The organism is Polaromonas sp., assembly GCF_043778355.1.
Taxonomy (GTDB): Bacteria; Pseudomonadota; Gammaproteobacteria; order Burkholderiales; family Burkholderiaceae_C; genus Polaromonas.
Genome location: NZ_JAYWHI010000017.1, coordinates 1 through 13,512, shown reverse-complemented (window position 1 = coordinate 13,512; position 13,512 = coordinate 1). Strand labels below are relative to the sequence as shown.

Below are 13,512 nucleotides of genomic sequence, written 5' to 3'. Positions count from 1 at the left end.
GGGGTTGCCCGGCGGCAACTCACTTTTCTTTTGCGTCGCCAAAAGAAAAGTAAGCAAAAGAAAAGGCGACCCGATGGTCTGGGTCCCTTCGCTTCGCTGCGGGCAACCTGCGGTGCTCGCCGAAAGCGGGGTCGAGCTCGAACTCGCTTCGCTCAGACAATCGCTCGCCCTGATCCGCTTTCGGCTGCGCTCCACGGCCCAGCCCGCCGGGTGGGGGAAGAAATCCGGATGCGGGGAGGCGAGGACGCGCAAAGCGCGTCCTCGCCGGAGCCCGATTGCGAACCCGAACCCGAACCCGAATTCGCTCCCACCACCCTTCTGTATGCGCCGAGGAGCACAGGGCCAGACGGATCAGGACGAGCGATTGTCTGAGCCGAAGGCGAGTTCGAGCTCGGCCCCGGCTGGACCGAGCACCGCAGGTTGCCCGCAGCGAAGCGGAGGGACGCAGACAGCAGGGTCGCCTTTTCTTTTGCTTACTTTTCTTTTGGCGACGCAAAAGAAAAGTGAGTTGCCGCCGGGCAACCCCCGGCTTGCTGGCACACCACAAGCGGTAGAGACAAAGACAACCCCGACAGGCTCAGTCCGAACGGTTCAGAGGACACCCGCCGGCCAACGGTCGCAGGCATCACTACTGCAACTGGTGAACAGCGCAAACGCCCTGCCGGCGGCAAGAGGAGCCGGCAAGTGAACCTCTCCGAACCCTTCGTCCGCCGCCCGGTAGCCACGGTGCTGCTGACCATAGGCCTGGCGCTGTCCGGCATAGGCGCGTTTTTCGTGTTGCCAGTCTCGCCTCTGCCGCAGGTCGATTTTCCGGTGATCTCGGTCAGCGCCTCGCTGCCGGGGGCGAGCCCGTCCACCATGGCCAGCAGTGTGGCGACACCGCTGGAGCGGCGGCTTGGCACCATCGCAGGGGTCAACGAAATGACGTCCAACAGCAGCAACGGCTCGACCCGCATCAACCTGCAGTTCGACCTGAACCGCAGGATCGACGCGGCGGCGCGTGAGGTGCAGGCTGCCATCAATGCCTCGCGCGCCGACCTGCCGGCCACGTTGCGCAGCAACCCGACCTACCGCAAGGCCAACCCGGCCGCGGCGCCGGTCATCATCCTGGCGCTGACCTCGAAGACCCGCTCGCCGGGCCAGATCTATGACGAGGTTTCCAACCTGGTGCAGCAGAAAATTGCGCAGGTACCGGGCGTCGGCGACGTCGAACTCGGCGGCGGCTCGCTGCCCGCCGTGCGGGTGGATTTGCTGCCGTTTGCGCTGAACCGCTACGGCGTCAGCGCCGAGGACGTGCGCGCCGCGCTGCAGGCTTCCAATGCGAACCGGCCCAAGGGTGCGATCGAGGGCAATGGCCAGCGCCTGCAGATCTATTCAGGTGCCGATACCGCCAGCGGCGGTCGCAAGGCAGCCGACTACCGCGACCTGATCGTGGCCTGGCGCAACAACGCAGCCATCCGCCTGCGCGACGTGGCGGAGGTCGTCGACGGTGTGGAAAACATCAACACCCTGGGCCTGTTCAATGGCGAACGGGCCGTGATTGTGCTGGTCACGCGCCAGCCCGACGCCAACGTGATTGCCACGGTTGACGGCGTGCGCGCGCTGCTGCCCGAGCTGCAGGCGCAGTTACCGCAGGACGTGGTCTTGCAGGTTGCATCTGACCGCACCAACTCGATACGCGCCTCGTTGCATGAGATCGAGATCACCTTGCTGATCTCGATTGTGCTGGTGGTGCTGGTGGTCAGCGCGTTCTTGCGCAGTGCACGCGCCACCGTCATCCCCGCCGTGGCCACCGTGGTGTCCTTGCTCGGCACGTTCGGCGTGATGTACTTTCTGGGCTTCAGCCTGAACAATCTGAGCCTGATGGCGCTCACCGTCGCCACCGGCTTTGTGGTGGACGACGCCATCGTGGTATTGGAAAACACCAGCCGTCACATCGAGGCCGGCATGGACCGCTTCAAGGCCGCGCTGCTGGGTGCGCGCGAGGTCGGTTTTACCGTGCTCTCGATCAGCCTGTCGCTGGTGGCGGTGTTCATCCCGCTGCTGTTCATGGGCGGCCAGGTCGGCCGGCTGTTCCGCGAGTTTGCTGTCACGCTGTCGGCGGCGGTGCTGATCTCGCTGGTGATCTCGCTGACCACCACGCCGATGATGTGTGCCTGGCTGCTCAAGCCGCAGTCGCAGGACAAGCCGCAGGGCCGCCTGGCAAGCTGGTTCGAGAACGCCTTCAAGCGCGTGCACCGTGGTTATGAGATCAGCCTGGACTGGGCGCTGGCCAGCCGCGGCATTGTGATGCTGAGCCTGGTGGCGGTGATTGCGCTCAATGTCTACCTGTTCATCGCGATTCCCAAGGGGTACTTCCCCCAGCAGGACACCGGCCAGATCAGCGGCGGCATACGCGCCGACCGCAGCATTTCCTTCCAGGCCATGCAGACCAAGCTCAAGGCCATCGTCGACATCATCCGCGCCGATCCGGCCGTTGATACCGTGGTCGGTTTCACCGGCGGGTCGCGCGCCGGCGGCGGTTTCATGTTCATCAACCTCAAGCCGGTGGGACAACGGACCGACAAGGGCCAGGCGGTGATTGCGCGCCTGCGGCCACAACTGGCGCAGATCACCGGCATCAGCATCTTCCTGAGCCCGGTGCAGGACCTGCGCGGCGGCGGGCGCTCCAGCAATTCCACCTACCAGTACACGCTCAAGAGCGACAGCAGCGCGGACCTCAAGCTCTGGGCCACGCGCCTGGCCGAGCAGATGAAGCTGCAACCCGAACTGACCGACGTCGACACCGACCAGCAGGAAAACGGCGTGGAGACCATGGTCACGGTGGACAAGGACAGCGCCGCGCGGCTGGGCATCAGCTCGCGTGACGTGGACAACGCGCTTTACAACGGCTTCGGCCAGCGCCAGGTCGCGACAATCTACGCCGACCTGAACCAGTACAAGGTGATCATGGGTGTGGCGCCGCGCTACATTCAGAGCCCGGAGTCGTTCAAGGACATTTATGTTCCCGCCAAGGGCGGAAGCGGCAGCACGCTCGCCAGCGCCGTGCCGGGCGCTGTCACGACCGTGGTGAACCCGGCACTGCGCGACCCGTCGTCGGGTCAGGCCCTGAGTTCTTCGCTGACCACCATGGTGCCGCTGTCGGCGATTGCGAAGTTCAGCGAAAACGCCACCGCCGCGTCGATCAGCCACGAAGACGGTGAACTCTCGACCACGGTGTCTTTCAATCTCGCTGAAGGTGTGCCGCTCAGCGACGCGCAGGATTCGGTGAAAAAGGCGGAAGCCGAAATCCGCCTGCCCAACAACGTGCGCGGCAGTTTTTCCGGCACTGCGCTGAGCGCGCAGCAGTCGCAGCAGGAGCAGCCGCTGCTGATTCTTGCGGCGCTGATTGTGATTTACATCGTGCTTGGCATTCTTTATGAAAGCCTGATCCACCCGATCACCGTGCTGTCCACCCTGCCCTCGGCCGGTGTTGGCGCGGTACTGGCGCTGTTGATGTTCAAGATGGAGTTCTCCATCATCGCGCTGATCGGCGTGTTTTTGCTGATCGGCATCGTCAAGAAAAATGCCATCATGATCATTGACTTTGCGATCGAGGCCGAGCGCTCGCGCGGGCTCTCGGCGGTCGATGCGGTGCGCGAGGCCTGCCTGCTGCGCTTCCGCCCCATCCTGATGACCACGCTGGCCGCCATCCTGGGCGCGCTGCCACTGGCCATCGGTTTCGGCGAAGGCGCCGAGCTGCGCCGGCCGCTGGGCATCTCCATCATTGGCGGGCTGATCGCCAGTCAGTTGCTGACCTTGCTGACCACGCCGGTGGTGTACGTGCTGATGGACAAGCTGCGCCGCCGCGGCACGTCCGAACACCATCTCAGCCGCCAAACTGATGACACCAGCGCGTCGCCGCCCCACGCACCGCTGCAACTGCAATGACACCCCTATGACCACGCCACACCTGCCCTCGCACTTCCGACGCCACCTGCTCGCTCCGCTGATGCTGGCTCTGCTGACCGCCGGTTGCGCGGTTGGACCCGACTACCAGCGGCCGGCCAGCGCCGAAGTCGCCGCCTTCAAGGAAGCTGGCGACTGGGTCAGCGCGGCGCCGGCCGACATGCTGGACCGCGGCCCCTGGTGGACGCTTTTCGGCGACCCGGTGCTCAACGAACTGGCGGCACGCGTCGAAGTCTCCAACCAGAATGTGGCGGTGGCCGTTGCGGCTTACGCCCAGGCGCGCGCGCTGGTGCGTGAGCAGCGCGCCTCGCTGTTTCCACTGGTCTCGCTCAACAGCGGCGCCTCACGCGCCCGCAGCGCCGGCAACACCAGCACCGGCGCCACCGGCCGCGTCGGCAACAACTACCAGCTCAGCATAGGCGGCAGCTGGGAGCCCGATGTCTGGGGCCGGCTCGGCCGCGCAGTCGATGGCGCTTCGGCCGGCGCCCAGGCCAGCGCCGCCGACCTGGCCTCGGCCAAACTGTCGGCCCAGGGCGAACTCGCCGCCAATTACTTTGCGCTGCGCCAGACCGACGCGCAAAAGGTTTTGCTCGAAAGCACGCTGCAGGGTTTTCAGCGTTCGGTCGAGATCACCCAAAACCGCTACACCGCCGGCATCGTCGCCAAAACCGATGTGCTGCAGGCTCAGACCCAACTGGCCAACGCCCAGGCCGACAACGCCGGCCTGGTGCGCCAGCGCGCCCAGCTCGAGCACGCGATTGCGGTGCTGGTGGGCGAGGCACCGGGCAACTTCTCGCTGCCCCCCGTGGCCTGGAAGCCGTCCGTGCCCGACATTCCCGTCGGTGTGCCGTCGACCCTGCTGCAGCGCCGGCCCGACATCGCGGCCGCAGAACGCCGCGTGGCCACGGCCAACGAACAGATCGGCATCGCCAAAAGCGCTTATTACCCGAACATCTCGCTGAGTGCGTCGGCCGGCACCGGCGCCAGCCGCGTTGCCGACCTGTTCTCCGCGCCCAGCCTGCTCTGGTCGCTGGGCCTGTCCGCCGCACAACTTGTTTTTGACGCAGGCAGCACCCGTGCACGCGTCGATGGCGCCACCGCGTCCTACGATCAGTCGGTGGCGCGTTACCGCCAGACCGTGCTGGTGGCCTTTCAGGACGTGGAAGACCAGCTCGCCGCCACCCGCGTCCTGCAGGTACAGCAGGCGCTGCGCCGCCAGGCCTCGGAAGCGGCCGACCAGGTGGAGCAGCAGGTGCTCAACCGTTACCGCGCCGGCCAGGTCGGCTTCACCGAAGTGATCACCGCCCAGGCCACGGCCCTGAATGCCCGCCGCGCCCTGGTGCAGGCCATGGCAGATCGCCAGACCACCGCCGTGGCGCTGATTCAGTCCCTGGGTGGGGGTTGGCAGGCCGCGCAGCAGCCCTGACACCGGGGCCGGACTGAACGCTGGCCGTCGTTACCGGACGGAGGTGAGATTGCCGGTTTTCATCAGATGTCTTTGCCGCGCTGTCCGAACGTATGATCAATCCATATCCCATGGAGACACCGCATGAGCATCCGTTACCCGCTGCCCGACCTCAACACCCTGCCTGACGACATCAAGGCCAAGGTCCTGGAGGTCCAGGAGAAAGCCGGCTTTGTGCCCAACGTGTTTCTGGCATTGGCGCGTCGCCCGGCCGAGTGGCGGGCCTTCTTCGCGTATCACGACGCATTGATGCTCCGGGAAGAATCAAGCCTTAGCAAAGGCGACCGCGAGATGATTGTCACCACCACCAGCGCCGCCAATCAGTGCCTGTACTGCGTGGTGGCCCACGGCGCGCTGCTGAGGATTTACGAGAAAAAGCCACTGGTGGCCGACCAGGTGGCGGTCAACTACCGCAAGGCCGACATCACGCCGCGCCAGCGCGCCATGCTGGACTTTGCGATGAAGGTCTGCGAGCGCTCGCACGAGGTCGAAGAAGCCGACTTTGCCGGCTTGCAGGCGCACGGCTTCAACGACGAGGACATCTGGGACATCGCAGCAATCACCGCATTTTTCGGCCTGTCCAACCGCATCGCCAGCTTCTCCAGCATGATGCCCAACCCGGAGTTTTACCTGATGGGCCGCGTACCCAAACAGAAGTAAGCCTGCGTTATCCGCTATTTATTTGATAGCTTGCTGCCACCGCCCGTCGCGGGCTGTAGGCCGATTTGATGCCTATGGAAGCGCTGAATAAGTCCTTGCGGATGCGCGGCAACCGGATTGGGATGGGATGCAAGACGGATGGCGCAGCCAATAGCCGGCTATTGGCAAGGCATTCAACGCAGCAGCCCGCCCAAGTCCGGATGATCGCGCGCCGCAGGGGGCTTGTTCAGCGCTTCCTCAAGTGACGATGGCCCGCATCCAGTCGGGCAAATTGGCCGCCTTCTGGCTTGGAAAGTCCACCCAGATGGTGGTGGCACCGCCAGCAGCGCAAATCACACCGGGCTGATCGACACGTTCCATCGTGCCCCAGGTTTCGAACGTCGTGCGGCCGGGGTCGCTGGCATACATGCGGATCAGGATGTCGCCAGGGTATTCGAGCTGTTTGTAGAAATTGCAGAAGGCGTTGACGATGACCGGGCCCTCGCCTTTGGGGTCCGGCACGCAACCGATGGAATACATCCAGTCGATGCGCACCGTTTCCAGGTAGCGGAAGTAGCTGGTGTTGTTGACGTGGCCCATCGCGTCCATGTCGCCCCAGCGGATCGGCATGTTCTTCTCAAAGACCAGTTTCTTGCGCTCGGGTATCTCGATTTTCATGGGTCGTTCGTTCGCGGCTTCAAATGCCGAAGCCATCATCGGCGGCAATCACGGCGCCATTGATAAAGTGGCTCTGGCCGCTGGCCAGCATCACCAGCAGAGCGTCCAGATCCTCGGGCTTGCCAATGCGTTTGCGCGGCAACATCTGCACCAGCTTTTTGCCCTGCTCGGTCTCCCAGTGGTGGTGGTTGATCTCGGTGTCGATATAACCAGGGCAGATGGCATTGACGTTGATGCCGAACTTGCCCCACTCCAGCGCCATCGCCTTGGTCATTTGCACCACCGCGGCCTTGCTCATGCAGTACACGCCGATCTGCGGCAACACACGCAAGCCGGCCATCGAGGCGATGTTGATGATGCGCCCGCCGGAAAATGCGCCCGGCGCCGTGCCGCGTGCGCGGGCCAGCATGCGTTTACCGACCTCCTGGCCGACAAAAAAAGCACCTTTGACGTTGGTATTGAAGATGAAGTCGTAGTCTTCCTCGCCCACATCCTGGATACGCTGAGTGGTACTAACGCCAGAGTTGTTGACCAGGATATCGATGGGTCCAACCTCGGTCTCGGCATGCGCCACGGCGGCCCGGATGCTGGCCGTGTCCGTCACGTCAAGCATCACCACATGTGCATCACCGCCCTCGGCCTCGATCTGCGCACGCAGGTCTTTCAGCTTGTCCATGCGCCGGCTTGCCAGCACCACCGCCGCGCCCGCGCGGCTCAGGGTTTTGGCAAATTGGGCGCCCAGCCCGCCCGAAGCGCCTGTCACCAGTGCAACCCGTCCCGACAAATCCATGCTGTAAGCCATGGCAAACTCCTGTTGATTAGAGATCAGCGTCTTTCCTGCTGCTGACATTAGCAGAATAAAATCAGGTGCTGTACGGCGAGCACAGCCGGCACGTTCCGCAATTCATTATCAGCGAGCCCCACATGACCAACCAAGACATCCTGGCCCAGTTCGGCCCCCGTGAAGCCATGGAATACGACGTGGTCGTGGTCGGTGGCGGCCCCGGCGGCCTGGCCACTGCCATCCGCCTGAAACAGCTCGCTGCCGAAAAAGGCACGGAGCTGTCGGTGGTGGTGCTCGAAAAAGGCTCGGAACCGGGCGCACACATCCTCAGCGGCGCGGTGATGGACCCCAGGGCGCTGACCGAACTGATCCCGAACTGGAAAGAACTGGGTGCACCCCTGAACCAGGCCGTCACCGCCGACGAGGTGCTGTTTCTCAGCGAAACCGGCGCCACCAAAACGCCGGGCTTTCTGGTGCCAGAGTGTTTCCACAACGAAGGCAACTACGTCATCAGCCTGGGCAATGTGGTGCGCTGGATGGCACAACAGGCCGAAAATCTCGGCGTGGAAATTTTCCCGGGTTTTGCAGCGGCTGAAGTGCTCTACAACGAGGACGGTTCGGTCAAGGGTGTGGCCACCGGCAACCTCGGTGTGGGCAAGGACGGCCAACCCAGCGACCACTTCCAGCTCGGTATGGAGTTACACGGCAAATACACGATCTTTGCGGAAGGCGCACGCGGCCACCTGGGCCGCCAGCTCATGGCGCAGTTCACGCTCAACGACGGCAAGGACCCGCAGGCCTATGCCCTGGGCGTGAAGGAACTCTGGGAAATCGACCCGGCCAAACACAAGCCCGGCCTGGTGGTTCACACCGCGGGATGGCCGATGGACAGCAAGACCTACGGTGGTGGCTTCATGTACCACCTGGAAGACAACAAGGTCACGCTGGGCCTGGTGGTCGGCCTGGACTACACCAACCCCTGGCTCAGCCCGTTTGAGGAAATGCAGCGCTGGAAGACCCACCCCAGCATCAAGGCCTACCTGGAAGGCGGCAAACGCATCAGCTACGGCGCCCGCGCCATCACGGCCGGCGGTCTCGTCAGCTTGCCCAAGACCGTGTTCCCCGGCGGCGCGCTGATCGGCTGTGAAGCCGGTTACCTCAATGCGGCGCGCATCAAGGGCAGCCATGCAGCGATCAAGACCGGCATGCTGGCCGCCGAGGCCGCCTACGACGCCGTGACAGCCGGTCGCCAGCACGACGAACTCACGGCCTATCCGGAAGCTTTTGCAAAAAGCTGGTTGTTTGCCGAACTCAACCAGTCGCGCAACTTCAAGCAGTGGTTCAAGAAAGGGGTCTACCTCGGCTCCTTCATGACCGGCATCGAGCAATGGCTGCTGCCCAAGCTGGGCATCCGCAACCCACCCTGGACCTTGCGCCGCACCGCGGCCGACCACGCCATGCTCAAACCGGCAGCAGAATGCCCGCAGATCATCTATCCCAAGCCCGACAACAAAATCACCTTCGACCGCCTCAGTTCGGTGTTCGTCTCCAACACCAACCACGAAGAGCAGCAACCGGCGCACTTGACGCTCAAAGACGCCAGCGTGCCGGTCAACATCAACCTGGCCACCTACGCCGGGCCGGAATCCCGTTATTGCCCGGCTGGCGTGTACGAGTACGTGAAGAACCCGGACAACAGTGACCGCCTGCAGATCAATGCGCAGAACTGCGTGCACTGCAAGACCTGCGACATCAAGGACCCGACGCAAAACATCGTCTGGGTCACCCCTGAAGGGGGCGGCGGGCCCAACTACAGCGGCATGTAAGCCGCACAGGGGTTTACTCTGGTTTGTAGCCCGTTGTCATCCTCAAGACACGGCTTTGGGATATAAAAGAGCCAGACTCAACAGGAAGCCCCCCTGTGCGCATGGCAAAGCTTTATCAACGCAAGTGGCTGCTGATTCGCTTGCCGCTTGTTCTGGCCGCAATCGCCGTCGCGGTTTACCTGTGGGTCTGTGTCTGGCCCATGCCGCCCACGCGGCTGAGCATCACCACGGCGCAAACCGACGGCGCCTACCACCTGCACGCCCAGCGCTACGCCGACAAACTGGCGCAACACGGCGTCACGCTGGAGATCCTGAGCTCGGCGGGTTCTGAAGAAAACCTCAAGCGCCTGCGGCAGGCGGATACACCCGCCGATCTGGCCCTGATGCAGGGCGGCTTCGGCTACCTCGGGGCCTCCTTCGAGGGCCGTGACCGAAGCCGTGTGTTGACCCTGGCGAACGTCGATGTCGAGCCGGTCTGGCTGTTCTCCAAGAACCGTGAAATTGATTCGCTGACCCAGTTGCAGGGCATGCGCCTGGCCATCGGCCCCGAAGGCAGTGGCCACCGCAAGGTTGCGCTCAAGTTGCTGGAGCAGGCGCGCATCGGTAAAAACGAACTCACCCTGTTGCCGCTGAGCGGCAATGCGTCGGTGCAGGCCATGCGGCAAGGGACGGTTGACGCCGTGCTGATGGTGGTGGCGCCCGAATCTGCCGCGTTGCAAAACATGCTGAGCGTGCCGGGCATCCAGATTGCCAATCTCAGGAAATCGGCCGCCATCACCGAACGCAACCCCTATCTGGAGTCTCGCCTGCTGGCACAGGGAACGCTGGACACCCGGCTGCCGCCGCGCGACAGCACCCTGCTGACCACCTCGACCAGTCTGGTGGCACGTGAAGGCCTGCATCCCGCGCTGCAGCGGCTCGCCATCGCGGTTGCCATCGAGGTGCACGCGGGCGGCGGCCTGTTTCACCGTCCCGGCGACTTCCCCTCGCTGCGGCGCATCGACTTTCCGACCTCTGCCCATGCGAGGGAGACACTGGCCCACGGCTTGCCCTGGCTGGAACAGGTGCTGCCCTTCTGGTGGGCGCAGCTCACCAGCCGCATTTTGCTGATTTGCCTGCCTCTGGTCTTGCTGGCGGCCTGCCTGATGCGCTTGATCCCCGCTTACCTGCGCTGGGTGCTTGAGAGCCGGGTCAACCGCTGGTATGGCGAGCTGAAGTTTATTGAGAACGATCTGTCGCAACCCGATCTGACCGGGCTGGATCTCAGCAAATTCCTGCTGCGTCTGAACAGCATTGACAACACCCTGCTGGCTTTCGCCACCCCCAGAGACCTGATCGCCCGCTGCTACACCTTGCACCAACACATCGAGTTTGTGCGCCAGCGGCTTTACCGGATGCGCGGGCGATGAAACTGCTGCTGCTCTATCGCCGGCGCTGGGCGCTGTTTTACCTGCCGCTGATGTTGCTGGCACTGGCCGCGCTGTGGTGGTCGGCCACCTCGTGGAAGGCGCTGCCGCCAAGCAGGGTCCTGATCGCCGCCGGCTCCCAGCAAGGCAGCTATGCCCAACTGGCCCAACGCTATGCCGAACACCTGGAGCAACTCGGGCTCGGCGTCGAGATTGTTTACTCAGACACGCAAAAAGGCTCGCTGGAGCGCCTGCGGACCGGCGACAACGCAGACATTGGTTTTGCACATGGCATCTATGCGGGCAGCAGCAACGATGTACAGGCCCTGGCCGTGATCGGACGCGAACCGGTTTGGATTTTCACGCACCTGCCGGGGCTGGCATCCTTGTCGCAGGCCAGGGGGCTGAAGCTGGCCGCCAGGCCCGTCGACTCGTCATCACGGAGCGCCGCCCGGACGCTGTTGGCCCATGCCGGCGTGCGTGAAGGCGAGGTGACTTTTGTCAACAGCGCTGGCCTGGACGCGGCCAACACCCTGCTGGACGGAAAAATCGACCTGTTTTTCGAAGCCGCCGGCGAAGATGCCCAAGCCATCCGGTTGCTGAACCAGAGCAACCTTGTTCATTTGCTCGGAACCGAGCGCGCCGGCGCCCTGTCGGCACAGGAGCCGCGTTTGCAGTCCATCCTGTTGCCGCAGGGCGCCATCGAACTGCGCGGCGATGTCCCGCCACGCGACCTGATCCTGATGGGCATGCAAACCCATCTGCTGGTGCGGCCGGACATGCACCCGGCGCTGCAGCGTGCGCTGATTGAAGCCGCCGTCGACATTCACCAGTTCCCCAGTTTTTTGCAGCGTCACGGGCAATTTCCAGGCTTTCGCGGCAGCGACTTTCCGCTGTCCCCGCATGCACGCGCGCTGAGCCTGGGCAGCCGGCCGTGGCTGGAGTCGCTGCTGCCTTACCGGCTGGCGCAATGGGCCGAGCTGCTGCTGTATGCGGTGCTTCCCGTGTTGCTGCTCAGCGGCTTTCTGCTGGCCTGGATTCCCCGGTTGTTCGACTGGCGCATCAGCGCGGCGATGCAGAATTTCTACGGTGAACTGAAGTTTCTTGAAACCGATATCGAAAAAACCGTCACCGACGATCCGATGTCATTGCGCCGACTGCTGGCCCAGCTCGACAACATCGAAAAACAGGTCACACAACTGGACCTGCCGGCCGAGTTTTCCGAGCGCTGGTACACCTTGCGCGAGCACCTGGCCGCCGCCAGGGAAAGACTGCTCACGCTCAGGGCGCGCTAGACTGGTGACCTTGCAGCCAGCACATCGCTGGCCCACAACGCCTACTGAAAGCCCCACACTCATGAACATCGTCATCACCGGCGGCGCCGGATTTTTGGGCGTGCGCCTGGCCCGTGAACTGCTTCAACACAAAACGCTGTCGCTGGCCGGCAGTGCAGCGCAGACCATCACCCGCATCACGCTGGTGGACCGCGCCGCGCCGCCCGCAGACTTGCTGGCCGACAGCCGGGTGCACGCCATGGAAGGCGACCTGAACGCCTTGCTGGCGCCGGACAACACGGCAGCACCCGTGGTGACCGAAGAAACATCGCTGATTTTTCATCTCGCGGCTGCGGTCAGCGGCGAGTGCGAGGCCGACTTCGACCTCGGCATGCGCAGCAACCTGGACGCCACCCGCGCGCTGCTGCAAGCCTGCCGCGCGCTCAAGACCTCACCCACCCTGGTTTTTGCCAGCTCGCTGGCCGTGTTCGGCAATTCGCCCGAGCAGCCTCTTCCCGCCGTGATCACCGACACCACCCTGCCGACGCCGCAAAACAGCTATGGCATCCAGAAATTCATCGGCGAACAACTGGTGGCCGACTATGCGCGCAAAGGGTTTGTGCGGGGCCGAAATGTGCGGCTGATGACCGTCAGCGTGCGCCCCGGCAAGCCCAACGGCGCGGCGTCAAGTTTTCTCAGCGGCATGATCCGTGAACCGCTGGCCGGCGTGCGCGCTGTCTGCCCGGTCTCGCCGGAAACGCCGGTGGCGCTGTCCTCGCCCGGCCACACCATAGACGGCCTGATTCGCGCCGCCGTGGCCAGCGATGCAGACTGGGGCGCGCGCACCGCCATCAACCTGCCGGCGCTCAAAACCACCGCCGGCGAGATGGCCGCAGCGCTGGCTCGCGTGGCCGGCAAGGACGTCGCTGCGCTGATTGACTGGCAGCCCGATCCCGTGATCGCCAACATCGTGACCAGCTGGCCGGCCCACATCGACGCCGCACGGGCGGCCCGCCTGGGCTTGCTGCCAGAGCAAAATTTCGACGACATCATTCGCGCCTACCTCAGCGAAAACCCCTATGCGGTGAAGCAAGCCGTGCGGTGAGAATTGCAAGTTGTATGACAACTTTCTGACTCACCTCTCTTAATCCCGTTTTCGCCATTTAATCCGAGGAGACATTGATGACTTATTTCAAACCCGCACTTTCCAGGCTGGCTCTGGGCATGACGTTGGCATTGGGCTTGGTGGCCGGCGCTGCGGCCCAAACCACGATGAAGATCAGCATCTCGACGGCTCAGAACTCGCACCAGGGTGTGGCTATCGACACCTTTGCGCGTGAAGTGGAAAAACGCACGGGTGGACGCTACAAGATCCAGACCTTCTACAGCGGCTCTCTGGGCGGCGAGCGCGAGTCGATTGAAGCGGCCCAGCTCGGCACGCAGGAGCTGGCCTTCTCGTCGACCGGTCCGGTCCCGAACTTTGTGCCCGAGA

General features: G+C 63.7%; 9 protein-coding genes and 2 pseudogenes. 8 read left to right on the top strand and 3 right to left on the bottom strand.

Translation table 11 applies throughout. The features are described from left to right. Positions 1–252: pseudogene (locus ACH2CW_RS02690) on the bottom strand (hypothetical protein); the annotation flags it as partial. 432 nt (positions 253–684) lie between these two features. On the opposite strand from ACH2CW_RS02690, the gene ACH2CW_RS02685 reads away from it, so the two are divergent. The 3 genes from ACH2CW_RS02685 to ACH2CW_RS02675 all read left to right on the top strand — a co-directional run bounded on the left by ACH2CW_RS02685 (position 685) and on the right by ACH2CW_RS02675 (position 6,073). Next, complete coding sequence (locus ACH2CW_RS02685; protein ID WP_395055307.1) at positions 685–3,930, top strand: efflux RND transporter permease subunit; 3,246 nt, start codon at positions 685–687, stop codon at positions 3,928–3,930. Between the two features lie 7 nt (positions 3,931–3,937). Continuing rightward, entirely contained in the window at positions 3,938–5,374 is a 1,437-nt protein-coding gene (locus ACH2CW_RS02680) for an efflux transporter outer membrane subunit (RefSeq protein ID WP_395055306.1), read from the top strand. A 123-nt stretch (positions 5,375–5,497) separates the two neighbouring features. Beyond that, a complete protein-coding gene (locus ACH2CW_RS02675) occupies positions 5,498–6,073 on the top strand; it encodes a peroxidase-related enzyme (RefSeq protein WP_395055305.1) in 576 nt (191 codons plus the stop codon). Between the two features lie 237 nt (positions 6,074–6,310). Here ACH2CW_RS02675 and ACH2CW_RS02670 read toward each other — a convergent pair whose 3' ends face one another. Further along, entirely contained in the window at positions 6,311–6,730 is a 420-nt protein-coding gene (locus ACH2CW_RS02670) for an acyl-CoA thioesterase (RefSeq protein WP_395055304.1), read from the bottom strand. 19 nt (positions 6,731–6,749) lie between these two features. Beyond that, on the bottom strand, positions 6,750–7,532 hold the full coding sequence (locus tag ACH2CW_RS02665) for an SDR family oxidoreductase (protein ID WP_395055303.1): 783 nt from the start codon (positions 7,530–7,532) through the stop codon (positions 6,750–6,752). Positions 7,533–7,654: 122 nt separating this feature from the next. On the opposite strand from ACH2CW_RS02665, the gene ACH2CW_RS02660 reads away from it, so the two are divergent. From ACH2CW_RS02660 to ACH2CW_RS02640, 5 genes and pseudogenes are all read left to right on the top strand, one after another. Then, positions 7,655–9,340 carry an electron transfer flavoprotein-ubiquinone oxidoreductase gene (locus ACH2CW_RS02660; protein WP_395055302.1) on the top strand — a complete coding sequence of 562 codons (1,686 nt, stop codon included), beginning with the start codon at positions 7,655–7,657 and terminating at the stop codon, positions 9,338–9,340. 101 nt (positions 9,341–9,441) lie between these two features. Then, positions 9,442–10,749, top strand: coding sequence for a TAXI family TRAP transporter solute-binding subunit (locus tag ACH2CW_RS02655; protein ID WP_395055301.1), 1,308 nt, complete (start codon positions 9,442–9,444; stop codon positions 10,747–10,749). Next, complete coding sequence (locus ACH2CW_RS02650) at positions 10,746–12,041, top strand: hypothetical protein (protein ID WP_395055300.1); 1,296 nt, start codon at positions 10,746–10,748, stop codon at positions 12,039–12,041. Before ACH2CW_RS02655 ends, ACH2CW_RS02650 begins: the two co-directional genes overlap by 4 nt. Positions 12,042–12,102: 61 nt before the next feature. Next, complete coding sequence (gene denD, locus ACH2CW_RS02645) at positions 12,103–13,125, top strand: D-erythronate dehydrogenase (RefSeq protein WP_395055299.1); 1,023 nt, start codon at positions 12,103–12,105, stop codon at positions 13,123–13,125. 77 nt (positions 13,126–13,202) lie between these two features. Continuing rightward, positions 13,203–13,512, top strand: a pseudogene (locus tag ACH2CW_RS02640) (C4-dicarboxylate ABC transporter substrate-binding protein); the annotation flags it as partial.